This is a genomic window from Paenibacillus sp. S29 (genome assembly GCF_049319765.1).
GTDB lineage: Bacteria > Bacillota > Bacilli > Paenibacillales > Paenibacillaceae > Paenibacillus > Paenibacillus polymyxa_B.
The window spans coordinates 258,394-283,132 of the sequence record NZ_JBMOUI010000005.1 but is presented as its reverse complement, the minus strand read 5'-3'; the positions used below and the strand labels follow the sequence as shown (position 1 = coordinate 283,132).

Annotated in this window: 23 protein-coding genes; 3 read left to right on the top strand and 20 right to left on the bottom strand. The window is 45.9% G+C overall.

Annotation, left to right across the window (positions count from 1 at the left end; genetic code table 11):
- Positions 1-2 precede the first annotated feature (2 nt).
- Positions 3-968, bottom strand: a complete 966-nt coding sequence (gene prmA, locus ACL9RM_RS11120) for a 50S ribosomal protein L11 methyltransferase (protein ID WP_250260895.1) — start codon at positions 966-968, stop codon at positions 3-5.
- A 196-nt stretch (positions 969-1,164) separates the two neighbouring features.
- On the opposite strand from prmA, the gene ACL9RM_RS11115 reads away from it, so the two are divergent.
- A complete protein-coding gene (locus ACL9RM_RS11115) occupies positions 1,165-1,584 on the top strand; it encodes a hypothetical protein (protein ID WP_039272296.1) in 420 nt (139 codons plus the stop codon).
- An 84-nt stretch (positions 1,585-1,668) separates the two neighbouring features.
- Here ACL9RM_RS11115 and ACL9RM_RS11110 read toward each other — a convergent pair whose 3' ends face one another.
- From ACL9RM_RS11110 to hrcA, 10 genes are all read right to left on the bottom strand, one after another.
- Positions 1,669-1,854 carry a YfhD family protein gene (locus tag ACL9RM_RS11110; protein WP_069290020.1) on the bottom strand — a complete coding sequence of 62 codons (186 nt, stop codon included), beginning with the start codon at positions 1,852-1,854 and terminating at the stop codon, positions 1,669-1,671.
- Positions 1,855-1,878: 24 nt separating this feature from the next.
- Positions 1,879-2,253, bottom strand: a complete 375-nt coding sequence (locus tag ACL9RM_RS11105) for a hypothetical protein (protein WP_013311164.1) — start codon at positions 2,251-2,253, stop codon at positions 1,879-1,881.
- Between the two features lie 180 nt (positions 2,254-2,433).
- The gene (locus ACL9RM_RS11100) at positions 2,434-3,630 is read right to left on the bottom strand and encodes an NAD(P)-dependent malic enzyme (protein ID WP_235309324.1); all 1,197 of its coding nucleotides are present in this window, start codon (positions 3,628-3,630) and stop codon (positions 2,434-2,436) included.
- A 64-nt stretch (positions 3,631-3,694) separates the two neighbouring features.
- The gene (locus ACL9RM_RS11095) at positions 3,695-5,041 is read right to left on the bottom strand and encodes a 2-hydroxycarboxylate transporter family protein (protein WP_069290022.1); all 1,347 of its coding nucleotides are present in this window, start codon (positions 5,039-5,041) and stop codon (positions 3,695-3,697) included.
- Between the two features lie 121 nt (positions 5,042-5,162).
- Positions 5,163-5,870 carry a two-component system response regulator DcuR gene (dcuR, locus tag ACL9RM_RS11090; protein WP_069290023.1) on the bottom strand — a complete coding sequence of 236 codons (708 nt, stop codon included), beginning with the start codon at positions 5,868-5,870 and terminating at the stop codon, positions 5,163-5,165.
- On the bottom strand, positions 5,863-7,518 hold the full coding sequence (gene dcuS, locus ACL9RM_RS11085; protein ID WP_250260894.1) for a DcuS/MalK family sensor histidine kinase: 1,656 nt from the start codon (positions 7,516-7,518) through the stop codon (positions 5,863-5,865). Before dcuS ends, dcuR begins: the two co-directional genes overlap by 8 nt.
- A gap of 156 nt (positions 7,519-7,674) precedes the next feature.
- Entirely contained in the window at positions 7,675-8,805 is a 1,131-nt protein-coding gene (gene dnaJ / locus ACL9RM_RS11080; RefSeq protein WP_023989511.1) for a molecular chaperone DnaJ, read from the bottom strand.
- A gap of 247 nt (positions 8,806-9,052) precedes the next feature.
- Complete coding sequence (gene dnaK, locus ACL9RM_RS11075) at positions 9,053-10,897, bottom strand: molecular chaperone DnaK (RefSeq protein ID WP_013311171.1); 1,845 nt, start codon at positions 10,895-10,897, stop codon at positions 9,053-9,055.
- 87 nt (positions 10,898-10,984) lie between these two features.
- The gene (gene grpE, locus ACL9RM_RS11070) at positions 10,985-11,557 is read right to left on the bottom strand and encodes a nucleotide exchange factor GrpE (protein WP_250260893.1); all 573 of its coding nucleotides are present in this window, start codon (positions 11,555-11,557) and stop codon (positions 10,985-10,987) included.
- Between the two features lie 121 nt (positions 11,558-11,678).
- Positions 11,679-12,710 carry a heat-inducible transcriptional repressor HrcA gene (gene hrcA, locus ACL9RM_RS11065; protein ID WP_013372178.1) on the bottom strand — a complete coding sequence of 344 codons (1,032 nt, stop codon included), beginning with the start codon at positions 12,708-12,710 and terminating at the stop codon, positions 11,679-11,681.
- Positions 12,711-13,036: 326 nt separating this feature from the next.
- Between hrcA and ACL9RM_RS11060 the strand changes: the two genes are divergently transcribed.
- The gene (locus ACL9RM_RS11060; protein ID WP_250260892.1) at positions 13,037-13,597 is read left to right on the top strand and encodes a hypothetical protein; all 561 of its coding nucleotides are present in this window, start codon (positions 13,037-13,039) and stop codon (positions 13,595-13,597) included.
- An 89-nt stretch (positions 13,598-13,686) separates the two neighbouring features.
- Here ACL9RM_RS11060 and ACL9RM_RS11055 read toward each other — a convergent pair whose 3' ends face one another.
- The 6 genes from ACL9RM_RS11055 to gpr form a co-directional block, all read right to left on the bottom strand.
- On the bottom strand, positions 13,687-14,163 hold the full coding sequence (locus ACL9RM_RS11055; protein ID WP_250260891.1) for an N-acetyltransferase: 477 nt from the start codon (positions 14,161-14,163) through the stop codon (positions 13,687-13,689).
- Between the two features lie 157 nt (positions 14,164-14,320).
- A complete protein-coding gene (gene hemW, locus ACL9RM_RS11050) occupies positions 14,321-15,508 on the bottom strand; it encodes a radical SAM family heme chaperone HemW (RefSeq protein WP_039272303.1) in 1,188 nt (395 codons plus the stop codon).
- Positions 15,509-15,916: 408 nt separating this feature from the next.
- Complete coding sequence (lepA, locus tag ACL9RM_RS11045) at positions 15,917-17,731, bottom strand: translation elongation factor 4 (protein WP_029515362.1); 1,815 nt, start codon at positions 17,729-17,731, stop codon at positions 15,917-15,919.
- 71 nt (positions 17,732-17,802) lie between these two features.
- Positions 17,803-18,315 (bottom strand): hypothetical protein, encoded by a 513-nt coding sequence (locus tag ACL9RM_RS11040; RefSeq protein WP_250260890.1) that lies wholly within the window; start codon positions 18,313-18,315, stop codon positions 17,803-17,805.
- A 27-nt stretch (positions 18,316-18,342) separates the two neighbouring features.
- Positions 18,343-19,602 carry a stage II sporulation protein P gene (locus tag ACL9RM_RS11035; protein WP_069290028.1) on the bottom strand — a complete coding sequence of 420 codons (1,260 nt, stop codon included), beginning with the start codon at positions 19,600-19,602 and terminating at the stop codon, positions 18,343-18,345.
- 223 nt (positions 19,603-19,825) lie between these two features.
- Complete coding sequence (gene gpr / locus ACL9RM_RS11030; RefSeq protein WP_039272306.1) at positions 19,826-20,827, bottom strand: GPR endopeptidase; 1,002 nt, start codon at positions 20,825-20,827, stop codon at positions 19,826-19,828.
- A gap of 198 nt (positions 20,828-21,025) precedes the next feature.
- Between gpr and rpsT the strand changes: the two genes are divergently transcribed.
- Complete coding sequence (gene rpsT, locus ACL9RM_RS11025; RefSeq protein ID WP_013311181.1) at positions 21,026-21,298, top strand: 30S ribosomal protein S20; 273 nt, start codon at positions 21,026-21,028, stop codon at positions 21,296-21,298.
- A 142-nt stretch (positions 21,299-21,440) separates the two neighbouring features.
- Here the strand turns inward: rpsT and holA are convergent, their stop codons facing one another.
- The 3 genes from holA to ACL9RM_RS11010 form a co-directional block, all read right to left on the bottom strand.
- The gene (gene holA / locus ACL9RM_RS11020; RefSeq protein ID WP_029515366.1) at positions 21,441-22,472 is read right to left on the bottom strand and encodes a DNA polymerase III subunit delta; all 1,032 of its coding nucleotides are present in this window, start codon (positions 22,470-22,472) and stop codon (positions 21,441-21,443) included.
- A 213-nt stretch (positions 22,473-22,685) separates the two neighbouring features.
- Complete coding sequence (locus tag ACL9RM_RS11015) at positions 22,686-24,146, bottom strand: zf-HC2 domain-containing protein (protein ID WP_250260889.1); 1,461 nt, start codon at positions 24,144-24,146, stop codon at positions 22,686-22,688.
- Positions 24,143-24,691 (bottom strand): RNA polymerase sigma factor, encoded by a 549-nt coding sequence (locus ACL9RM_RS11010; protein ID WP_013311184.1) that lies wholly within the window; start codon positions 24,689-24,691, stop codon positions 24,143-24,145. The genes ACL9RM_RS11015 and ACL9RM_RS11010 overlap by 4 nt, the downstream gene beginning before the upstream one ends.
- Between the last annotated feature and the right edge of the window lie 48 nt (positions 24,692-24,739).

Sequence of the window (24,739 nt, the reverse complement as noted above, 5' to 3'; positions counted from 1 at the left end):
ACTTACCTCTTTCTCGCCACAAACGCCAGCCAATCTTCATCCCGGCTTATTTCGGCAATCTCAAAGCCAGCTGCCTTCAACGCAGTTTCGACAACCTCTTCTTTGTTCTTCCAAATCCCTGAAGCAATATAAATACCACCTGGTTCCAGGGCTTTATATACATCATCAATGAACAGCAAAATAATCTCTGCCAAAATATTAGCTACCACCAGCTTGACCGGCAGCTGGATACCCAGCGTTGGATCGCTTGCATTAAGCACAGATAGCAAATCACTTTCTTTAATGGTAATGCGTTCCTCCAGTCCGTTCAAACGCGTATTTTCCCGCGCACTGGATACTGCCACCGGGTCCAGATCCAAGGCAAGTACATGCTTCGCTCCCAGCTTTACAGCTCCAATGGCCAAAATACCGGAACCCGTGCCGACATCAATAACTTCTTCTCCACCCTTAATCACAGACTCCAGCGTTCTCAGACAAAGGGATGTCGTAGGATGCGTTCCGGTCCCAAAGGCCATACCAGGGTCCAGTTCAATGATTTTTTCCTCTTCACTCGCAGGCTCATATTCCTCCCAAGTGGGTTTAATCGTCAGACGGTCCGATACACGCAAAGGCTTGAAATATTGCTTCCAAGCATTTGCCCAGTCATCCTCATCAACTGTTTTCAGCTCATACTGAACCTCACCAGGATCAATATCGAAAGTTCTCAATTCTTCGACGCGCGGCACAATTTGCGAACGAATACTATCCATGTCCACTTCTTCAGCAAAATAGCCTTTGATGATCGCTTGTCCTTCAGGTATGTCGTTCAAAGGCCGGTCATACCACTGCCCATAGGACGTATCACGCGGTTTATTGAGCGAACCGGATTCTTCGATGGAAACCCCTCCTGCACCTGCTTCGTGCAGAAAATTCGAAATCATTTCGATGGCTTCTTCGGTTGTATGTATTGTAATTTCATTCCACAACATGGTTTTCATTTCCTCCTCATTTCACATGCATACATTACATTGTACTATATACATGCATAGGAGTTCAAAAAAGCTAGTATTATCGGAATTTAAAATATTTTTTTGTAGAACTTGTATACGTTGTCCACTCTTTTAGTCCAAGCACCCTTAACTCTAGTACATACAATACAATATACTAGAAAAGGAGTGATTTAGTATGGCAAAGACAGTGTTAGATTATAATGCCAGTGTTATTACACCTATCACCAATGGTATAAATCTTCCTGTTCCGATTTCTCCAGCCGGACTTGGAATTGCTACGACGTCTGTATTTATTGATCCTGCTATTCCTGGAGCTGTCAACAACCGAGTAGAGTTAAAAGCCTCGATTGGACTACGTTTTGTCGGTGCCGGTAACATTAGAGTACTTGTACGGATTTGGAGAGCTGGCAAAGAAATTTATTACGGACTGGAATCCAATGTCTTCGATAACAATATTATTCTTAATGTCGAAACGGTAGACGTTGCACCTCTGGGCGTGCAAAACTACCAACTGATTATTGAAAATCAGACGCCTGCGACGACTGCATTTGTCTCCGGTCCTCTTGTTTTTAGTGCTACAGCATATAGCGGATAATGAATAGGAAGAGGAAAGAACACAAATAAGACGGGTTATCCCAAAATCATCATTGTTGATGGGGATAACCCGTTTTATTAAATTCTACTCATTGTCGTTTATGATACGCTGCTGACGACGGTCAGCTACTTCGCTACGCCGGATCGCTTCTAGATCCTCAGCATCTGCCTGATCTGCCGAGAACTCAACATCTTCATTTTTAGCAGATTGCATGCGTTTGATTTTTTCGGTTTTGGTCAGCACTTTATCAAACCGTTTGTTTTTGGACATCGGTCACTGCTCCTTCCAAACTTTTCACAGCATTCCACCCGCCTGTTCCACGATGGACATCGCCTGATGATGTATGGATTCATCCACCACAGCGGTCAACAAAATATCGCGGCCTGTCGGTCCGCCTTGTCCTCCATCACTCATGCCACTGGCGGACGGATCAGCCGCAGCCAGTATTGCTGGAGTTGCATCTGTAAAGTCCACGCCCTGTGTCAGTGAGGACAAGCTGCTAATCTGTCCTGAAAATACAGGCAATCCGGCGTTGCCAGTAGACTGCCGCGGATACCGGCTAAATCGGTCTATCGACACATCGGCTACCCGGAGTGCTTCCAGTTTTCTAGCGGCTCCCTGTGCTTCCTCAGGACTTTTGAAATACGCCAAAATATTTTTTTCGCCCATCTCAAAATCTCCCTGTGTAGTATTGAGCGTAACTGCTCTTCAAAAGCATAGAGCGTTACGCTTTGTTATATCCTGCTCATTGGCACGATTTTATATTCCCTACGAAGACTAGACGGATGCAGACGATAATGGAAACAGTGGGCCTAGACAGTGAACTATAGTTTGTGAAGACTATAACTTTTACGGGTGTAAAGTAGCTGCCGGAGCTTCACCTGACTTGGCTACTCCTGTCTCCCATGCAGCACGAATAACAGCATCCCGTACCTTTTGAACCACCTTCGGATTAAAAACATTCGGTATGATATAAGTTTCACTTAGCTCTTCAGGACAGATCGCATCAGCGATGGCAAGTCCGGCAGCTAGTTTCATTTCCTCATTAATCGTCGTAGCATGGCAATCTAGAGCACCCCGAAAAATTCCCGGGAAGCACAGCACATTGTTAATCTGATTTGGAAAATCGGAGCGACCGGTAGCAAGTACACGTACATGAGGTGCGGCTACAGCTGGATCAATTTCCGGCTTCGGATTCGCCATGGCGAACACAATAGGATCAGTTGCCATGCTCTGTATATCCTCTACAGTCAGTATATTCGGGCCTGACACACCAATGAATACATCAGCTCCCACAATCACATCGGATAAACTTCCACTTAAATTGTGCGGATTAGTCATGTTCGCATACTCTGTCCAATGCGGGTTACTGTACTCCACGTCACGATGAATAGCTCCCTGTCGATCAACGCCAATCAGATTGCGCACACCTGCCTTAAGCAGCATACGGGAGCAGGCCATACCCGCCGCACCAATCCCTGCAAATACAACTTTAACATCCTCCATTTTTTTGCCACATACCTTTAATGCATTGACCAGACCCGCTAATACAACAACTGCCGTACCATGCTGATCATCATGAAAAACTGGAATGTCTAGTTCCTGCTTCAACCGTCTCTCGATTTCAAAACAGCGTGGCGAAGATATATCTTCCAAATTAATGCCGCCAAAGGCAGGAGCAATCATTTTGACAATTTGAACAATTTCATCAGCGTCCTTCGTGTTGAGACAGATTGGGAAGGCGTCGACACCTGCAAATTGTTTGAACAACACTGCTTTACCCTCCATTACAGGCATAGCGGCCTCCGGTCCGATATCTCCTAATCCAAGTACTGCTGTTCCGTCTGAAACGACTGCTACTGTATTCTTTTTGATCGTTAATTGATACGCTTTGGCTGGGTCATTGGCGATTTCCATACAAATTTCAGCTACACCCGGCGTATACACTTTGGACAACCCCTCCATCGTTTCAATTCGCTTCTTTGGTAAGGTCTCCATTTTGCCACCTGCATGTAATTCTCTAATTTCGTCTATTAAACTGCTCATATTTTTCTCCGTCCTTTCATGTCTCTATTTGGATATGAAAACTCAGTCCTGTGTATAAAACTCATCAGCTCCAAAATTGGAGTAACAAAGTGGCTAAAATGACCGTGCCTGCCCCGCCAATACGTGTTGCAATTTGTGCAAAAGGCATTAGTTCCATCCGATTGGATGCAGACAGAATGGCTACATCTCCCGTGCCCCCTAATCCACCGCGACAGCTAGTCACCAAAGCAGCTTCTACGGGATACATATGAATCCATTTTCCTGTGAAGTATCCGGTAACAATCAATGCAACTACAACAGATGCGCAGGTTATGGCATAAGGAACCGTTAAAATCCCAACTACACTATCCAAAGGTACATACAAAATACCCAATCCCACCATCAAGGGCCACGTCAGACTTGCCGTTATACATTTGTACAAGTGAAAAGCTCCCTGCTCCAATGTGTTCGGCATGATCTGAATACACTTAATCAATGCCGCCGCCAGAATCATGAGGATCGGACCTGGAATATGGAGATACGGCTCCAGCAGCTTACCCACAATAAAGAAAGTACAGGCTAACAGTAGACCTCCTCCCATCAATGGAAAAGAAATCGATTGTTCCAGACTTGCCGGGGCTAACTTGTCTGCATCTTTATCTAGTTTTAGTAACCTTCCGTTACCTGAAGTTTTTGGATTCTTCTCTGCTAATCTCTTCAGAACACCCGCACCTATGATTGCAACAATGTTCCCAATAATTGCAGCCGGGATAAACTGGGATACGAATACTGCCGAATCCTTGCCCAGCACCAACCCATACGAAATGGACAACGGTAAAATGCCTTCCCCAATCCCACCGGAGATAATCGGAATGATGATGAAAAAAAATGTATGATAGGCGCTATAGCCAAAAGCCATACCCACCACCATTCCCACGCCAACAGCTGCAATAGATCCTATAATAATGGGGGCAAAAATTTTGACAATTCCGTTCATCAGCATTTTGCGATCCATGCCAAGAATACTTCCCGTTACTAGACATGCGATGTAGAAGTAAAGAAAATTCGAGGTTTTCATAAGCGTGTGTACCGCACCCATCGCAGATGGACTAAACATATTCCAAAATACCATTAACGATGGAACCATAAGTGATAAAATGGCCGGCCCGCCAATATGCTTAAGCAACGGAAGTTTGGCCCCTAGATCACTGAGCAGTATACCTAAAATCATGATGACGGCAAACCCGCCCAACAGATCGTTTGGAAGTCTTTCAGTAACTGCAGCTGCATAAACAATCAGCGCGATCACGGCATAGAGTGGAAGAGGAATAACCCCCAACTTTACCCTACCCAGCATTCTGATGCCATCTACAAAATTTTTACTCCATCTTTGCCCCTTTTGAATGACAGGCTGATTCGTAGCATTTTCCATAAATCTCCCTCCATAAAGTGAAGAATGATGATCATGTTTCCATTCTACACCTTGGAAAACGCTTTATTTGGTTTTATAACTAATCATTCACTTTTGTAATTAAAGTAATCAGAAAGAAGATTTAAATAAAACTGTTCATGATGCCTTCTGCCTGTGGCAATATTCGGTATTGGTAAACAGGGCGTCCTATGGTACCGTATATGGTTTCCATGGAAAGAGCCTCAATCTCTGTCATAAAAGCCAGGTACTTGCGCATAGACACCCTGGATATCCCTGCGCTCTCCGCAATATCCTCAGTGGAAAATAGTACCTTATTATGCCGCTGGATACAATTCCATATCATAGCCAGCGTGGATTTAGTTATGCCTTTGGGCAACCGTGCCAAGTCTTTAGTCAAGCTTTTATGATAAATCAGTCGGTCCAGTTCCTCCTGAGAAAGTAGACTGTGCTCACGCACGATGCTAATGTGCTCTCGGTACCCCGTGAGGGCCTCCAAAAAACGGTTAAAGTGGAACGGCTTAATCAAGTAATCCACCGCGCCGAAGTTCATCGCTTTTTTGACACTGTTCATGTCACTTGCAGCCGAGATGACAATGACATCTATATTTACACCTGTCTCCCGTATGAATGACAGTAAATCGAGGCCATTGCTTTCCTGCATATACACATCTAGCAGTATCAGATCAATGGCCTGCTCAGCTATATATTTCTTCGCCTCTTCTACAGAAGAAGCCCAGCCCCCACATCGAAAACCTTCCACCTGCTCCATATATTTGCGGTTAAATTCCGCAACCATCGGATCATCTTCTACAATCAGGACATTAATCATGTTCATCATTCCCCGCTATAATGTATGGAATCGTAATCTGAAAACAGCACCCTTGCTCGGCTGGGATCAACTTTATACTTCCCTGTAATCTCTTCACGCTTTGCGTCACCAGATAAAGGCCCATTCCTCGTGACTCTCCCTTGGTCGAAAAACCTTTTTCAAATATAGCCTTTACAAGCCCTTCCGGTATACCCGGACCATTATCGCACATGATACAGGTCAGATAACCGTTCTTCTGACTTTCCTCATAATAAAGTGAAAGGGTAATCCGCTTGTGCTCCAAAGATTCCATCGCCTCCACCGCATTATCAAACAGATTGCCAAGAATAGTAATCAGTTCATGCGTCGTTTGAGTTTGACTGGATTCGGGCAAGTAACTACCTGGAGTCAGTTCAAAATTCGCCCCTACTTCTCTGGCCCGGCTTAATTTCCCCAACACAAACCCTGCCATAACTGGGTCCCTGATCTGCCGGGTGATGGAGCCAATCTCCACTTGATGATGCTCGACGGCATCCATAATGTAATGCTCCAGTTTATCATACATTCGTAAGTGTACCATCCCCATAATGACATGCAGCTTGTTCATAAATTCATGAGCCTGCGCACGTAGTGCTTCTGTGTACAGGGACACTCCTGTCAAACGTTCCGCAAGCTGGTTCATCTCCGTTTTATCCCGAAAGGTTACAATTGCCCCCACAATTTCCCCCTTGACCCGTATCGGAACACTGGTGGTCAGCAAAGTTATTCCACCCAGCTCCATTTCCTCATCCATTTGTGGAGTACTCGCTTCCAAGACCTCTTGCAATCGAAAAGCGGATAGATAAACGGTAATCTCCTGTCCGGAGAATGAGAAATCTTCAATCCCCGCTTGTCTAAGCAGACGTATCGCTTCTGCATTCATCAGCATGACGCAACCGAATTCATCTACCGCAATAACTCCTTCCTTGATAGATTGCAACATAGCGCTGCGTTCCTCCAGCAAGCGTGCGATTTCCGGCGGTTCGAGACCGACTAGCATATTTTTGATTTTACGAGCCAGCACAACCGCACCTCCAGTGCCAATCAACATTCCAGTGCCAATGGCTATCGCAATAAGGCGGTTGTTGCCTTCCTGAGCCATCTGTACATCTTGCATGGATATACCCACAACAATCGCCCCTACCTGCTTCCCCGTTAAACCGAACACGGGGGAAAAGGCTCGCATGGACAAGCCCAATGTTCCCTTCGCAACGGATACGCTCTCATGTCCATGAAGTGCAGTAGACTCGTCTCCGCCGACAAAGGCTTTGCCGATCATCCTAGCATCCGGGTGCGTTTTACGAATTCCCTTCATATCCATTGCCACGATAAACTGGATGTGATTTGCTGCTGAAACCCTCTTCACATACTCCTGCATGGAAGGAGACGAACCCGTCCCTTGCAATTGCTCGACAATAAGCGGCGTATGGGCGAGTGTACGCGCGATGGACATTGCCTTTTCTTCTAGTCCCTTCTCAGTTTCATGCTCCACTCTCTCAGCAAATAACAGGGTTACAGGCAGAAGCACAAGTGCCATAACTAGACATACTAGCAGTGTAATTAGGCCTCTGAGCTTTAATAGCGGTTTACCCCGACGCAGCTTGAGCTGTACATTTCCGATGGAACTCACCCCTTTCTACTTGATATTAAGTCTCAACAGTTCAACATGCCTATACAAAAATGGTTATGTATGTGTTTACGTGAATATAAAAAAAGGAAACTATCCCGCAATTGCGGAATAGTTTCCTTTGATTCATGGTTGAAGCTCCGCGATTCCTAATTGGGCTTAGTCGCCTCGGAAGGCGCGCTTCACACGGTCAAAAAAAGACTGCTCATTCTCATGTGTCTGCTCTCCGCTAAGCGAAGAGAACTGACGCAGCAAATCCTTTTGTTCCTCACTCAGTTTACTAGGCGTTACCACAACGACCTTAATATGCTGGTCACCCTGACCTACGCCGCGTAGTTTTGGCACACCTTTTCCTTTAAGACGGAAGTAAGTACCTGTTTGTGTACCTGCTGGAACTTTCAGCTTCACTTTCTCGGTCAACGTTGGGATCTCGACTTCATCTCCCAATGCTGCCTGTGAGAACGTCAGCGGAATTTCACAGTAGATATCGTCTCCCTCACGCTCAAAGAAGTCGTGCGATTTCACACGGAACACGACGTACAAGTCACCTGCCGGCCCTCCGTTGACACCGCCTTCGCCTTCACCGTTAATACGCATTTGTGCGCCGTCATCCACACCCGCTGGAATACGGATATGAATTTTACGTTGCTTGCGTACCCGACCCGAACCGCTACAAGTCGTACATTTTTCTTTAATGATTTTACCGGAACCGCCGCAATTGGAGCAGGCGCGTCGATTAACCATACGACCAAACGGTGTATTCTGCACCACTTCTTCCTGTCCGCTACCGTGGCAGACGGAGCAGGTTTGTGGTTGTGTACCCGCTTTGGCTCCCGTACCGTGACACGTATCACATGTTTCCGTACGTTCAATATGAATATCGGTTTCTTTACCGAACACCGCTTCCTTGAACTCAATTGTCATCGTATATTGAAGATCGTTCCCACGCTGCGGTGCATTCGGATCGCGTCGACCGTTGCCGCCGCCACCAAAGAACATATCAAAAATATCGCCAAACCCGCCACCGAAGTCGGCACCACCACCAAAGCCGCCTCCCATGCCCTGGTTCGGGTCTACATGACCATACTGGTCGTATCTTGCCCGCTTCTGACCATCGCTGAGAACATCGTAAGCTTCTTTCACTTCTTTAAATTTAGTTTCCGCGTCCGCAGCCTTGTTCACGTCCGGATGATACTGACGCGCAAGCTTACGGTAAGCCTTTTTGACTTCTTCATCCGAAGCGCCCTTCGCGACGCCCAGCACCTCATAATAATCACGCTTATCAGCCAATGTTCCACCCCCATGCCTACAACGTGTCTGCACTACATATAAAAGGAAAGCCAAAGGCACGGGATGACCCGGCTTTGACCTTCCCATCATTTCAAGGCAGTACAACCCGTAATATGCTTATTTATCTTGGAAATAACTGTTACCCTTCGGCTAATTGTTATTTATCAAGGCAGCTACGCTGCAATTACTATTCAGTATATCATAATGCATCGGTGTACCGTAAAGCTACCACTACCCGATCCGTAACTTAGTCTTTCTTCTGGTCTTCGTCAACAACTTCATAGTCCGCGTCAACCACATTGTCGCGGCCTTTGCTGTCTGCTGCGCCATCTTGAGCTTGTTGAGCCTGTGCTTCTTGAGCAGCTTGCTCATACAGCTTCACAGACAATTGCTGAACGATTTCAGTCAGTTCTTCAGTAGCTTTTTTGATGTCTTCCAGGTTGTCGGTTTCCAGCGTTTTTTGCAGATTTTCTTTAGCTGCATTTGCTTTTTCGACTTCGCCTGCATCCGCTTTTTCGCCCAGATCTTTAATCGTTTTGTCTACAGAGTAGATCAGTTGATCCGCAGCGTTTTTCGCTTCTACCAAATCTTTGCGTTTTTTATCTTCTTCCGCATGCAACTCGGCATCCTTCATCATACGTTCTACTTCCTCATCGCTCAAGCCGCTCGAAGATGTGATCGTAATTTTTTGGCTTTTACCTGTGCCTTTATCTGTAGCGGATACGTTCACGATACCGTTCGCATCCAGATCAAAGGTAACTTCGATTTGTGGTACACCACGTGGTGCTGGAGGGATATCTCCTAATTGGAAACGACCCAACGTTTTGTTGCCTGCTGCCATTTCACGTTCACCTTGCAACACGTGAATTTCTACGCTAGGCTGATTGTCGGCATACGTCGAGAACACCTGCGATTTGCTCGTAGGGATCGTCGTGTTACGATCAATCATTTTAGTAAATACGCCACCTGCGGTTTCAATACCGAGGGACAGTGGAGTTACGTCAAGGAGAACGACGTCTTTGACATCACCAGTCAGTACACCCGCTTGAACTGCCGCGCCCAAAGCTACCACTTCATCAGGGTTTACGCCTTTGTGAGGCTCTTTACCTGTCAGCTTTTTGATTGCTTCTTGTACAGCCGGAATACGTGTGGAACCACCGACCAGAACGATTTTGTCGATGTCGCTGGCACTCATGCCTGCATCTTTCATCGCTTGACGAGTAGGTCCCAAAGTACGTTCTACCAGACCTTCAGACAATTCTTCAAATTTCGCACGAGTCAGGTTCAACTCCAAATGCTGTGGAACGCCATCAGCTACTGTGATAAACGGCAAAGAAATCGTCGTTGTCAGTACGCCAGACAGTTCTTTTTTCGCTTTTTCCGCTGCATCTTTCAGACGTTGTACAGCAGCTTTATCTTTGCTTAGGTCAATGCCTTGATCTTTTTTGAACTCATTTACGAGGTAATCAATAATCACTTGGTCAAAGTCATCGCCACCCAGCTTGTTATCGCCGCTTGTTGCTTTAACTTCGAAGAAACCGTCGCCCAGTTCCAGAATGGATACGTCGAATGTACCACCACCCAGGTCATACACGAGGATCGTTTGGTCTTCGGATTTTTCCATACCGTATGCCAATGCAGCTGCTGTTGGCTCATTGACAATCCGCAGAACTTCCAGACCGGCAATTTTACCTGCATCCTTGGTTGCTTGACGTTGACCGTCGTTGAAGTAAGCTGGAACAGTGATAACAGCTTGAGAAACCGTTTGTCCCAGGTAAGCTTCAGCATCGGATTTCAGCTTTTGCAAAATCATAGCGGAAATTTCCTGTGCGGAATATTCCTTGCCGTCAATGCTTTCTTTATGATTTGTACCCATGTGACGCTTGATGGACATGATTGTACGATCTGGGTTCGTAATTGCTTGGCGTTTTGCCGTTTCCCCTACAGTACGTTCTCCATCTTTTTTGAAACCAACAACGGAAGGGGTTGTGCGTGCGCCTTCCGGATTTGGAATAACGACCGCTTCGCCGCCCTCCATAACAGCCACACAAGAGTTGGTTGTACCTAAGTCAATACCGATTACTTTGCTCATCGGACAATTCCTCCTTCTGTATATACGAGGCCCGCAGGCCAGAATGGTTGAATCAAAATGATGTATTTCTAATGTATATTGAAAAAGCTACATGCTCACTTTTACCATCGCTGGACGAAGCACCTTGTCCTTCAGCATGTATCCTTTTTGTACCTCTTCAACAACGATGCCTTCCTCATGCTCTTCGCTCTCTACCTGCATAATAGCCTGATGGAAATCAGGATTAAACGGTTGTCCCACTGAATTCATGGCCGTTACTCCCTCTGCCTGAAGCACACTCTCAAACTGGCGGAAAATCATTTCCACGCCTTTGCTGAATGACTCAGACTCCGCTCCTTGCGGTGCTGTTGCCAGCGCACGCTCGAAGTTATCCAAAACAGGCACCAACTCGGTAACCAGCTTCATAGATGCATATTTGGCAAGATCTTCTTTTTCTTTCAGCGTACGACGGCGAAAATTATCAAAATCCGCCTGAGCGCGTAAAAACCGTTGCTGATGCTCTTCCGCCTGAGCGCGAAGCTTATTCAGCTCTGTTTCGCTTTCTTGGTCTTCCAGTGCTGCCGCTTCATTAACCGGCTCTTCCTGCTGGCTCGTTTCGGCGGCTTCCTCTGTGCTTACATTTTGTTGTTTTTCTTCTTGGAACGCTTGTTCTTCCTTCAAAATGTTTCACCTCCTTCAAGTCATAACTACCTTTACAAAAACACGCAACAATGCACCCACGCAGGATACAAACCGTATCCCGGCGCGGAACATGTAGTACCGCAACCTATGCGGTCTTGTTCTATTTAAACCGCTGCGTTAGCATTGCGGTCAAATCCTTAGACAGGATACCCAAAATATTAATAACTCTCGCATATTCCATCCGTGTCGGACCCAGTATGCCTATAGTACCCAACGCTTCTCCGTCTACTGCATACGTAGCAGTAATTAGGCTGCAATTGGCAAACGCCTCATGATCATTTTCAGTGCCGATGCGGACTTGAATTTCAGGTGCTCCGGCAACAGGTGTCATTAGTTTAAGTAGCGTTGGTGTTTCCTCCAGCAGATCGAGAATATGTTTAACCTTTTCTACATCTTTAAATTCAGGTTGATTGAGCATGTTCGTCGCACCGCTCAAATACAAGCGCTGATCCGATTCATTATCCAGTGCTTTATCCAGCACCTTCATAGCGTCCTCAAAATGAGACACATGCTTTTCCATCTCCTGACCAAGTGCGGTGTAAAGGCGTGATTTAAGCTGATAAATCGGCACACCGACCAGCTTGCTGTTCAGTAAATTCACAACCTTCTCCATCTCGGAAATTGAAATTCCCGGTGGAATATCTACCGTTTTATTCTCCACCTGACCGGTATTGGTCACGATTATCGCCACAGCCGTCGTTTCGTTGAGCGGCAGCAGCTGAAAATGACGCAATGAAGTATGAAAAACCTCCGGCCCAAGCAGGATGGAAGTATAATTGGTCATATGGGACAAAATGCCTGACGCATGCTGGATCACTTGCTCCATTACATTCAGCTTTTCGGCGTAAAAGGCTTTCAGTTCCCGCATTTCCATAGGCTTCAGTGTATTCAGTGGCACCAGATGGTCCACATAATAACGATAGCCTTTATGAGACGGGATGCGTCCCGCAGAAGTATGGGGTTGCTCCAGATAGCCCTGTTCCTCCAAATCCGACATTTCATTACGGATTGTGGCCGGGCTGAATCCGACATCCTGCCTTTTGGATATGCTGCGGGAACCCACTGGCTCAGCCGAACGAATGTAGTCATCAATAATCGCATTCAGAATGAGTCTCTGACGTTCGGTTAACAAGCGAATCCCCCCTTGTTGTTTATCCATAATAGCATGATTGTTAATGGAATCATTAGCACTCGTTCGCGATGAGTGCTAACCGTTAATACAAAAATACCAAACCGACCTGATCATTGTCAAGTCAGTTCAGTATTTTCAATAAACAAGATTTATCACAACAGTTTAGTTTACTGGAATGAATCCACAACGTTTACACTTTTTCACGAAAAATCTCAATATACAGCGTATAAAAACCGTATTTATGTATAGTGACACAGAAAATAGAAAAATTCGAGACTATGTCTCCATACCATTATAGCTTCTTTGTCCTTGAGGAGGAATTAAATTTGAGAACTAATCGCCGCAATCTTTTATACGCATCGATCGCACTTTTACCTACAATTTGTATGTTTCAGATTTTAATTGAGTTGTTTCCGTATACAGGACTAGGAAGAATAGTTGCTTTGCCATTGGTATTCATCCTGAATACAGCCCTTATTATTTCAATCATCCATTTAATTCGTAAATTTAGCCCCCTGTGTTGTGCCTTAATCTTGGTTCCTACAATACTTTTAAGCATATGGAATACCATTTTGTTTTACCCTCAAGAATCCAGTCCAAGTATTCCCAAGCAAATAAAATACAGTATATCGGCAATACAACATTACGATGATTTAACACTAGCCGATTGGGAAGGATATACATATAGTCCAAGCAGAAGCGGAGCGTCTGAAAGATATGTTGTCGCCTTGTATAAATATAAACACCGAGTTCCATTAGACGGCACTGCATACTTTTATAATGATACTGATTATCATAAGGACCATCCCATAAGAAGCCTGAATGGAATACCTTCCGAACTGAGAGCCTCATCATCAATTCATTTGGTGGTTGCTCAAAACATATGAGAAATGAATCAGGATTAAACAATGTAGGCTGTATAATATACGCATGATTAGGTCCTGAGGAAAAAAGAACTGACCTCATTATTGACAGGTCAGTTCAGTACTTTCAACACTGCGATTTCATCACAATTGTTTTGTTTACTACAGTGAATGCAGTCGGTCCATACCTTTTCAGGGAAAATCTCTTTGCTTACTACATCAAAACCGTTTTTTATAAAAAAGGAGACCTCGTAGGTCAATGCCATAATTTTAGGAATACGTTGCCGCCGTGCTTCTATAATAAGGCCCTCCACGAGCTTGGAGCCAATACCCATACCTTTGTGTCCTTCAGAGATGCCAAGGGAGCGAATCTCTACCAGATCAGCGCCCAATTTGCATAAAGAACCACAACCAACAACTTCGCCGTCCACCTCTGCAACAATAAACAGCTCCAGTTGGCGCGTAAGCACTTCCCTCGAACGTGGCAGCATAATCCCCCGCTCTGCATAGCCGCTAATCATTTGATATAAAGGCTCCACATCTTCAGGAACCGCACTTCTGCACAATATATCTTTACACACTGAAGCCATCTTGCTCTCCTCCTGCCGCTTGCCGCATATAATGAATAAATATACAACATAACGCATAGAATCGCAATACTCCATTTACCCTGCTGTGACAGAATGGTGTTATAAAATGATCGTCCCAGCTTATAAAGTTGAAACGTACTGTACTGAAGCCTACGACTTATGAATTTACCGTGATAGAACCGATGAACTCTGCAAATACATCATTTCCGAATAAAATGCCGCGTTCACTCAAACGATAACCGTCCTCAATTGATTCGATTAACCCGGCATTGAGCATTTTTCCGAGAGGAGCAGTAAATGTATCCTCCAACGCCTGACCGAATTGAGCTTCAAAGCGGGACTTAGAAACGCCCTCTAGCATTCTCAAACCGACCATAAGAAAATCCTCCATGGCTTCCGCCGCCGGTACCTCAAAGCTATCCAGACGTGGCAGCCCATTACGACTAGCCTCCACATAAGGGTTAATACCCTTAATGTTCATATGACGCTCTCTGCCAACATATCCATGTGCCCCTGCGCCGAGACCGTAATAGTCTTCATTTCGCCAATAGGTCATGTTGTGCTTGCTCCCCAAACCTGGTTTTGCGAAATTGCTAATCTCATACTGCTCATACCCCGCTTCTTTCATGCGACGCATGAGAAGTAAATACATTTCCAATTCATCATCCTCGTGTGGAAGCGGTAGCTGATTTTTCTGATACAGCGTGTGGAAGAGCGTGTTTTCTTCAACCTTCAAGCTGTAGATAGAGTAATGAGGAAGCTCCAGCTCTAGTGCTCTACTCACGCTTTCATGCAGCATGTCCACCGTTTGATTCGGCAAACCAAACATCAGGTCAATCGACAGGTTGTCCAAGCCGACCTTACGGGCGTTTTCCAAACTACGATATACGTCATCTGTACTGTGAATACGACCTATGCCTGTGAGTAGCTCATTCTGAAAAGCCTGTACACCAAAGCTCAGTCGATTGACGCCGCCTTCTTTCATCACAGAGAGTTTTTCAAAATCAGTGGTGCCTGGATTGGCTTCCATGGAAAACTCAATATCTTCCGCCCAATGAGGGAAATAGGTTCGGACACTCTTCAGAAAATATTCCATTTCCTTCGGGTTTAGGGTTGTTGGTGTTCCACCCCCAACAAAAATGGTTTTAATCTCTCCTGGCGGGTGAAGCTTGACTGTATGTTCCATTTCTCGTTCCAGTGCATACAGATATTCCATAACAGGTTGATCCTTGAGCACATAAGAGTTGAAATCACAGTAAAAGCATTTATTCGTGCAAAAAGGTATATGCAGGTAAACCGCTTGAGGCGCGGATGAATGTTCATGTTTTTGTATGGATGCGGTCATACCGATCCTCCTTGTCAATTCAGAGTGTGGTGATTGAAAAAATGGCGAAGAGGGGGAGAACGCTCCGTGGATGGATCATTCTTCCGATCGCTGTTACCCCCGGATTTTTTCTTTCTAAATAAACTTAATAGGGTAAAATCCGGGGATAAAGGCGAACGCTAACGCTTCTTCAGAACGATTCTATCCACTCCGCTGCTGCCTACCACCATCGGTCATTTTTTTGTGGTGTAGGTGTTGCAGTAAGAGTAAAGCATCTTTAGAAATACGCTAAAGATGCTGTTGATATACTATTTTTGCAACTGAGATAACAAACACTCCATCTCTGGATAGCTTGCTCAAATAAATAACGTCCATTCTCCATGCACGGCAAATGCCCCATGAAAGAATGGACGAATACTTCAAGCAGCTTTACTCATCTATTTTCAGTACCGCCATAAATGCTTCCTGTGGTACTTCTACGTTACCGACCTGCTTCATACGCTTCTTGCCCTCTTTTTGCTTTTCGAGCAACTTCCGTTTACGAGAAATATCGCCGCCGTAGCATTTGGCCAAGACGTTTTTACGCATCGCCTTAACGGTTTCACGCGCCACAACCTTTGTTCCCACAGATGCCTGGATCGGCACCTCGAACATTTGACGCGGGATGAGCTCGCGCAGTTTCTCACAGATAATACGTCCGCGATGATAAGCCCGATCTCTATGCACGATAAACGACAGCGCATCGACCTGCTCGCCATTCAACAAAATATCCATTTTCACCAGGTTGGACTGGCGATAGCCTGAAATCTCATAATCAAAGGAAGCATAGCCTTTGGTACTTGATTTAAGCTGATCGAAGAAATCATATACGATTTCAGACAGCGGAATTTGATACGTAATGGTTACCCGTGTCGTATCCAGGTATTCCATATTTACGTATTCTCCACGCTTGGTTTGACAAAGCTCCATCACCGTACCTACGTAATCATTAGGGACGATAATACCTGCTTTTACATAGGGCTCTTCCACATGTTCAATCCGTCCGATTTCCGGATAATTCGATGGGTTGTCGATCTGGATCGTTTCCCCATTCGTCAACTTTATGCGGTAAATAACGCTTGGTGCTGTTGTAATCAGCGGAATGTTAAATTCACGTTCAATCCGCTCCTGGATGACGTCCATATGAAGCAGACCAAGGAATCCGCAACGGAAGCCAAAACCCAACGCGCTTGATGTTTCCGGCTCAAAACTGAGCGAAGCATCGTTCAACTGTAGCTTTTCAAGCGCCTCACGCAGATCGTTATACTCCGATGTTTCAATTGGATACAGACCGCAATAAACCATCGGATTTATTTTGCGATAACCTGGCATCGGTTCTAATGTTGGATTTTTTGCATCTGTCACGGTATCCCCGACACGCGTATCGCCTACATGCTTAATTCCGGCAACGATAAAGCCAACATCACCGATATTCAGCTCGTCCACAATGTTCATACGCGGCATAAAAGCACCAACTTCAATAACCTCAAACGTTTTGTCAGTCGCCATCATTTTAATTTTCGAACCGGCTCGAATACTACCATCCACGACGCGAACATATACGATAACGCCTTTATAAGGATCATAGTGCGAATCGAAAATGAGTGCCTTGAGCGGATTATCCGGATTACCTTGCGGAGCAGGTACACTTCTGACCACCTGCTCCAAAATTTCCTTGATACCGATTCCAGCTTTGGCTGAAGCATGTACGGTCTCGCTTGTATCCAAGCCGATAACATCCTCGATTTCCTGTTTTACCCGTTCAGGATCAGCACTTGGCAAATCAATCTTGTTAAGCACCGGCAAAATCTCCAGATTGTTATCCAACGCCAAATATACGTTAGCCAACGTCTGTGCCTCGATTCCCTGCGCGGCGTCTACTACCAGCAAAGCACCTTCACAGGCTGCCAAACTACGGGATACCTCATACGTAAAATCGACGTGTCCCGGTGTATCAATCAAATTCAAAATGTACTCTTCGCCGTCATCGGCCTTATAAGTGAGTCGCACTGCCTGGAGCTTGATCGTAATTCCGCGCTCCCGTTCCAACTCCATCTGGTCAAGCACTTGTTCCTGCATTTCACGAGAAGTGAGTGCACCGGTATATTCTAAAATCCGGTCAGCCAGCGTGGATTTACCATGGTCTATATGTGCAATGATACTAAAGTTCCGAATTTTACGTTGTCTTGCCAAAATGTCAGTCATGCCTTACCCCCACACAATGCCTAGTGTCAATCAGCTTATTATAGCAGTTGTAAGGGGGGTCAGCAATATTTCTATTCTGTTACTCCATCAAATACAGATACGACCCATCGAATGCCCTGTCTCGACAGGTTTTGAAGCAACCCAGCTGTTTTGTCCGCCATGGTATCCACCGAGGCTTGCTGTTCCTTGACGGCTAGCAGTTTACGCGGTGTCTCCAGGCCCTGAGTATTGACATGCTGCGCAGTCGTCGAATACCACCTGGATGCCCCGCGCTCCGTCTCTTCCTCATTTTCTTCCCTTCCACTAGCTTCATTCATACCCACTCCCGTTGTCGGCTCAACATTAACATTTCCACTTGTGCTATACATACCGCTATATTCACGAGTGTTAGCTGCGGGTGTATCCTCAATAACCGTCTGTTCATATCCGACTTTCTGTTGATTTACCGATTGAATCGTATCCCCGTTCCATTCCGGTCCATACACTGAACGCAGGCCAGATCCTGCCAGTTGCATACCGAGTAGAATACCTGCCCCCATGAGCAGTACAAATCCAAGTGCTTTCTTACGAAAATGTCCAGACATTACCTTTCCCCCTTACCGATACCTCATTTAATTGCCGCTGTTGCTCTTTTTTGTATCCGATACGTTAGTGCCCGCTTTCTGAGCTTTCTGATCTTCCCAATACACTTCACCGATCATGTCTGCCAAAACGTCCGAGGTACGTTTTAACTCCTCCTCGGTGTTGTCAATACCCCCGATTTCGATCAAAATACTGTGGGAAGACAAGCTTTGATTGTACTCACCGTTATTGCCTTTGCCACCATCTTTCCCCCATACACCACGTGATACGCCGTGATACGATTTTTCCAGCTTTTCATGAATACGAGCAGCAAAAGCTTCATTCTCGCGCCAATTTTTGTTGTCATGCCCGATAATAAAATACACCTTGGCATATGAAAGCCCATTAATGGTTGCTGTTGTTTTTCCGTGACGTTGTGAATCTCGATGGATATCAAGCAGATAAGTTAAACCTTTATTTCCAGCTAAAGCTTCCTTGACTGTTTCGCGTGAATATTTATAGGAGTAGTTCCAATTGTAATTTTGAACTGTAGTGGCATAATCCTTGTTTACATGCAGTGTGGATATCCCTTGCTTTTCCAGTCTCTTCTTTACAAAGTCCCCTACCCTTGACACATTAGCTGATTTAGAACCTGAATTAGGATTGGAACTGGTTTTGCTGAGTAGTGGGTTATATGCTTCTCTGGGATGAGAATGGTAGATTAATATACGCTTGTCCCCTTTGGCTGTATCACCTGGATGATCCTCACGTACCGGGTCTGTTTCCGGTGTTGTCGGAATATCCGGCGTAGTAGTCGGTGGATTCTCAGATGTATCTGAGCCACCAGGGGCATCCGTCGTCCCCTGATCAGGCTGATAGTCCGTAGGACCCTCTACCTTGGTGTTCCCCGAACCCTTGCGCAGCAAGACAGGTGCTCCTGCAGACATGCCAGGAATCTCACGAGAAATGAGACTTTTGGGATCCTGCGGATTAATACCTGTAAGCATCTGAAAAACAAAAGGCGACCATTGTTCACCCGACAACGAAGATTGCTGCTTCTTTTGTGCCAAATGAGGTACTTCCATACCTAGCATATCCGCGAAAAAACCGCTGGACACCGATCCTGCCAATCCTTTCATGGAAGAAACAGGAGAGGTTTGTAGACGATTTTCTGCCAATCCCCCTAGCCCCAAAACGACAAATAAAAGCGCCGAGCCCATGATCAGCAGCACAAGCGTGTGTCCCATCGCCAAAATTTCGATACCTTTTCTTCTCCATCTTCCGACGTTCCAGGTCTGAATTTTTTTCATGTGAGCCTTGTCCTCCTTCGTCCCGTCGAAACCCGCTTTATTTAGGAACATAGGGTTCCTATCTGCTACGGAAATCTCTTATACTTCAACTCTATGAACGGAGAACAATTGCTAGAACACAAAAAATCTCTACTACAGGTATATCACCTCCCTTTTTGAAAGAGATTAGAATCCTGTTAAATAGAGACTTTTGTGTATGAAATACGATTTTACCAACCCTTGATTAATGCGTATAGGCGGCGACATTGCCAGGATCAACAGCTTCGTGCAGAGCAGCGTTCAATCCAGTAGCAATGATGTTCGCGATATCTTCAATAAATTCATCGATCTCTTTAGGAGTCACGATCAGATCATGTCCCAGCGGTTGCAGTACCTCTCTCACCAGCCCAAGTCTCTCAGGTTCTGAAATATCGTCCAACATCCCCAGGATTGCTTTTGTAGAAGCCTTTTCTTTGGTAAAATGTGTTTTCATCAGTTCAATTACGTTATTGACAATGGTCGAAGCGTAGCATACCGTTGGTACGCCGATAGCGATACACGGAACGCCCATAATATCCTTGGTGATACCGCGCCGCTTGTTGCCAATACCTGAACCTGGATGTATCCCGATATCGGCCACCTGAATGGTCGTGTTGACACGCTCCAGTGAACGTGACGCCAGAGCGTCAATGGCAATAATCAGTTCTGGCTTTGTGCGATCCACGATGCCTTGAACAATTTCACTGGACTCGATCCCCGTAATACCCAGGACGCCCGGTGCAATTGCGCTCACATCTCGATAGCCCGGGTTGATTTGATCAGGTGTCAGTTCAAAAAATTGACGAGTCACCATTAAATTTTCAACGACAAGCGGACCCAGCGAATCGGGAGTGACGTTCCAGTTGCCCAGACCTACCACCAGTACCTTTGCCGTATTAGAGATTCCTATTTTTTGTATAAAATGCTCCATTTCTTTTGCAAATGCAATAGCGACACGTTGTTGGAGCCCCGTGTCGCCTTCACGCAAGCCGGGTACTTCTAGCGTGACGTAATGTCCTTGTACCCGCCCAATACGGTTGGCTCCTTCTTCATTCAGTACATCCAGCCGTGTGATTTTGATTCCGTTATCTTCCTCCACGTTCTCACTTATGCCCGCCAGAGGTACAGGCTGATCCCGTTCGGCCAGTTCTCTTGCCTCTAATGCCAAATCCGTGCGTACCGCATACTTCTGCAAATCCAGATCCATCTTTTAAGCCTCCTTGGATACCATCTTTGACTATAGTGTGCGAGACACCCAACAGGTTTATGCACATCCATTTTCATCCTGTAATTCGCATCGCCTCAGAATGTTTTCTTATTGCAATTTGAGGTGTGGCATGCTAAAATATTTTAAGTTGTGAAACGTTTGTGTTCATAAGTAATGCCTTTACAGGAGGTGAATGTAATGCCAAACATCAAATCCGCTATCAAACGCGTTAAAACTAGCGACAAACGCCGTGCGTTGAACGCTTCCCAAAAATCTGCGCTTCGTACAGCAGTAAAAGCTGCCGATACAGCGTTGGTAGGTAACGAAGCTGAAACTGCTGCTGCTGCTTTCAAAGTAGCTTCCCAAAAGCTGGACAAGGCTGTAACTAAAGGTCTGATCCACAAAAATGCAGCTGCTCGCAAGAAATCCCGCTTGGCGAAAAAACTTAACGCTCTTACAGCTCAAGCGTAAGCAAGAGCTACTTTCATACGTTAATGAAAAAAACCTGACCAGCCTTGGCTGATCAGGTTTTTTTAGTTTATAACTTTTATTAATTTATAGAGTCAGCTTTTCACGATACATTAGCTGACTCTATAACAGCACATGGAGGGAATTAGATTGAAGCCCCCGCACCCATTTTCATCAAAAATAATTCCAGTCCCAGTACCTTATCAACGACACCTGTTTTCATATGATAATCCAGCTCGCCCAATTCGTAGAGAAGCTGACGCAGCTGCTCAGGGCGAAACCTCCGCGCTTGGTCTCCTGCGACTTTCACCCCATAAGGATGCAAACTAAGCTGACTCGCAATTTGTTGCTGGGAATAGCTTTGACCTGCCAGCTCTTTGACCTGCAACATAATACGGAACTGGCGCGTGATCAAAGCGGCAATCTTGATCGGTTCCTCTTTTTGCTTAAGCAACTCATAGAAAATACTGAGTGCCTTATCCAGCCGCAAATTAGCCAGATCCTCAACCATCGCAAATACGTTTTGCTCTGTGTTACGAGGCACCAGGGATTCTATATCAGCAGATGAGATGGTTCCCTGTGCTCCTGCGTACAAGCAGAGCTTGTCTATCTCAGCAGCCAAGGATTGCAGCCCGGTACCTGTGAATTGAATGAGGCTTTCAGCAGCTCCTGCAGCCAATTGTACTTCTCTTTCTCCTGCACGCTTATGAATCCAAGCCACAAGATCATCTCCACCCATTGGAGCAAAAGCAATAACCGAAGCATCACTTTTCAGTTTTTTGACAATCTTTTTCCGTTCATCCAACTTTTCAGCCTGAACCGTAAAAACGATGACGCTATAGTCAGTCGGGTTATCCATATAAGTCAACAGCGTCTCAAGCCGGTGCTCTATCTTACCGCTATCTTTGCCTGCTGCAAATACACTGGTATCCCGTACAATAATCAGCTTCTTTGGTACCAGAAAAGGCGCTGTTTCCGCCTCCTCCACGACCACCTCAATGGGCGTTTCGGTTAAATCATAAGGAATGATGGCGAAGTCACGATGCTCCTCTTCCACCACTTTCTCTTTAAGCATTTCAACAAACTGCTTCATTTGATATTTTTCACTGCCGTATAGCAAATACACTGGCGAAATGTCGCCTTTGCGAATAGCCTTAGAGGCTGTTTTTACATCCATTTTCCGTTCCCCCCACCCACTGATCGTACCCGACATCCGAACGGAAGGCAAGTCATGATACAAACGAAAGGACCCTGCCTATAGGCAGGATCCCTTCACCACCATCTATATCAACACGGCAGCAGAAAGCTCTAGAAACTTTCGGCCGTCGGGATACGACGTCGGTTCATATAGTTTATTCTCTATTTTTAAAAGTGTGTCAACTTACGGAAACTATTTTCCAGTGCTGCGCGGGACGGTGTACGTATATTTACTTGCTGTCCCATCCTGCTCCGTCTCATACATAAAGGTCTGGCTGTCTTCTGACCAGCTGCCTTTGACCCAGGCACCTTTTAAAGTACGGACTTCCAGGGTTGTTCGGTCTACACCGTTATCGGAAAGCTTATACACTTTCAGCTTTTTGCCCTCAATAGCCACCGCATAGCTACCATCAGGCGAGTTGAGCTGATCTGTAGATGCGGATTGGGCACTATAGCTGGAAGCATTATCGTTGTCTGGAGAGACCAGTGAATTAGATACAAAGCCTTCTTTACGAACCGGGTCTTGTGACACGGATGATTGCTGATCATTAGAAGCTGCATTGCTGCTATCCGTTCCCAAGGCATTCCCCGAATCCTTAGTGATGCTTTTGGAAGTCGTGTCTTTCGACGTTTCGTTTGACGCAATCCGCTCCTGCACCTTCAATTCCTGACTAAGCGACGAAGATGAATCATTCGTACTCGTGCTATCGTTATTACCGTCCTGAGCCGTACCCGTACCCGCTAGGGGCGCTTTTTCCATTTTCGGTTCTAACTGTTCATCAGGAGCAATCGTGGGTTGATCAGATTTTTCCTGACTTAACTGTTTGTCCTCAGATTTAGGAGCATCTCCAGCAGACGGATTTTCCTTTGTCATCTGACGATCCGTACGTAGCTGTCCCTGCCCTTCCTCCTGACGAGAAGAACGTTCAGCTGGTGCAGATTTCGTCGAATCTTCCTCCCCAGCTCGCTGATCGTCACGTTTCCCAGCATCCCGTTTGGAAGAGTTCTTTTCATCGTCTGCATTGGTTGCACCTTTGCTCAGGTCAGGATCTTTATCCGCAGGTAGCTGAGATGCATCCGTTCCTTGCCCCTGCTCTGACGGCTGCTGTGTAGAATCCGAACCAATGGCTGCATCACGGCCTCCACTGCCATTGGATGTATCTGGAGGAATTTCCGTCTGATTCTGCGGATTCGTCACTTCGGGCGACTGGGTTGTAAGTATGCCTTCCGCATCCTGCACTGTTTTAGGCTCGAAGTTAAATACTACAATCCCCAGTACAACAGCAGCGGCAGCCACGCCCATAGCAGCGCGCCCAGCCATTCGATTCCACCAAGGTGTAGGCTGGGTACGCTGTCTAGGCACTGGTCCAGGCTCTACAGCCACAGGCTGCATTTCCTGAAGCGCACTTCCCTGCTCTTCACGTGCGCGGTCAATGGCATCAAGCTGAGGCATGATGGAATCCACCAGGCTGAACGCCGGGGAAACCGCAGGCAATTCCTCCAGCTCGCGAGAGAGTGTCTGAAGAATAAGAAATTTTTCCGCACAGTCCGGGCAAGTCGCAATATGGTTCATTAATTGGGACGTCTCTTCTTCGCCCAGCTCATGATCCACATAACGCTGCATCCAATCCATCACCTCTTCCCCACACTTCATCCTGATACACCACCTTTCTGATATTCCTGAAGTAGCCCTTGCAATTGCTGTCTTGCACGATATAAGTATGACTTGACCGTATTTAGCGGCAAATCCAGAGAATCTGCAATCTCGTTATAGGAGAAATCCTGCAAATATCTTAAGACAATTACCGTCCGGTGGTGCTCCGGAAGCTGTTGTATAGCCTCACGAACATCCTGTGCCATGTAAGAGGTCAACACCTCGACCTCCACGTTTTGGGGATCGTTGAATATCATGTCGTGCTCGTCAATGGAAACCGAGGGTTTCGTTCTTCTGAATTTGTCGATGCATATATTCGTTACAATGCGTTGGACCCAAGTTTTAAACTGCGCTTTTTCCTCATAAGAGTTAATTTTGGAATAGATCCGTATGAGGGCTTCTTGTGAAGCATCCATGGCGTCCTGCTCATTGTTTAGAATGTAATATGCCGTACGGTACACATGCTGTTCTATCTCTCTTAATAGGGTAATGAGAGCGTCGCGATCGCCCGATTGAGCGGCTCGAATGAGTCCCTGCTCTACCACAAAGGATCCCCCTCTCCCTGCAATATTACAGACGTATCCATTTTGCAA

What these genes read in the sequence shown, in the direction of transcription:
- ACL9RM_RS11110 (WP_069290020.1), bottom strand. Translation starts at nt 1,854, where the DNA reads ATGTCCAAAAACAAACGGTTTGATAAAGTGCTGACCAAAACCGAAAAA.
- ACL9RM_RS11055 (WP_250260891.1), bottom strand. Translation starts at nt 14,163, where the DNA reads ATGGCTTCAGTGTGTAAAGATATATTGTGCAGAAGTGCGGTTCCTGAA.
- dnaK (WP_013311171.1), bottom strand. Translation starts at nt 10,897, where the DNA reads ATGAGCAAAGTAATCGGTATTGACTTAGGTACAACCAACTCTTGTGTG.
- ACL9RM_RS11100 (WP_235309324.1), bottom strand. Translation starts at nt 3,630, where the DNA reads ATGAGCAGTTTAATAGACGAAATTAGAGAATTACATGCAGGTGGCAAA.
- prmA (WP_250260895.1), bottom strand. Translation starts at nt 968, where the DNA reads ATGTTGTGGAATGAAATTACAATACATACAACCGAAGAAGCCATCGAA.
- ACL9RM_RS11105 (WP_013311164.1), bottom strand. Translation starts at nt 2,253, where the DNA reads ATGGGCGAAAAAAATATTTTGGCGTATTTCAAAAGTCCTGAGGAAGCA.
- ACL9RM_RS11040 (WP_250260890.1), bottom strand. Translation starts at nt 18,315, where the DNA reads ATGTCTGGACATTTTCGTAAGAAAGCACTTGGATTTGTACTGCTCATG.
- holA (WP_029515366.1), bottom strand. Translation starts at nt 22,472, where the DNA reads ATGGATGTAAAAACAGCCTCTAAGGCTATTCGCAAAGGCGACATTTCG.
- dcuR (WP_069290023.1), bottom strand. Translation starts at nt 5,870, where the DNA reads ATGATTAATGTCCTGATTGTAGAAGATGATCCGATGGTTGCGGAATTT.
- gpr (WP_039272306.1), bottom strand. Translation starts at nt 20,827, where the DNA reads ATGGATCTGGATTTGCAGAAGTATGCGGTACGCACGGATTTGGCATTA.
- rpsT (WP_013311181.1), top strand. Translation starts at nt 21,026, where the DNA reads ATGCCAAACATCAAATCCGCTATCAAACGCGTTAAAACTAGCGACAAA.
- lepA (WP_029515362.1), bottom strand. Translation starts at nt 17,731, where the DNA reads ATGACTGACATTTTGGCAAGACAACGTAAAATTCGGAACTTTAGTATC.
- hemW (WP_039272303.1), bottom strand. Translation starts at nt 15,508, where the DNA reads ATGACCGCATCCATACAAAAACATGAACATTCATCCGCGCCTCAAGCG.
- ACL9RM_RS11095 (WP_069290022.1), bottom strand. Translation starts at nt 5,041, where the DNA reads ATGGAAAATGCTACGAATCAGCCTGTCATTCAAAAGGGGCAAAGATGG.
- ACL9RM_RS11035 (WP_069290028.1), bottom strand. Translation starts at nt 19,602, where the DNA reads ATGAAAAAAATTCAGACCTGGAACGTCGGAAGATGGAGAAGAAAAGGT.
- ACL9RM_RS11015 (WP_250260889.1), bottom strand. Translation starts at nt 24,146, where the DNA reads ATGAAGTGTGGGGAAGAGGTGATGGATTGGATGCAGCGTTATGTGGAT.
- ACL9RM_RS11115 (WP_039272296.1), top strand. Translation starts at nt 1,165, where the DNA reads ATGGCAAAGACAGTGTTAGATTATAATGCCAGTGTTATTACACCTATC.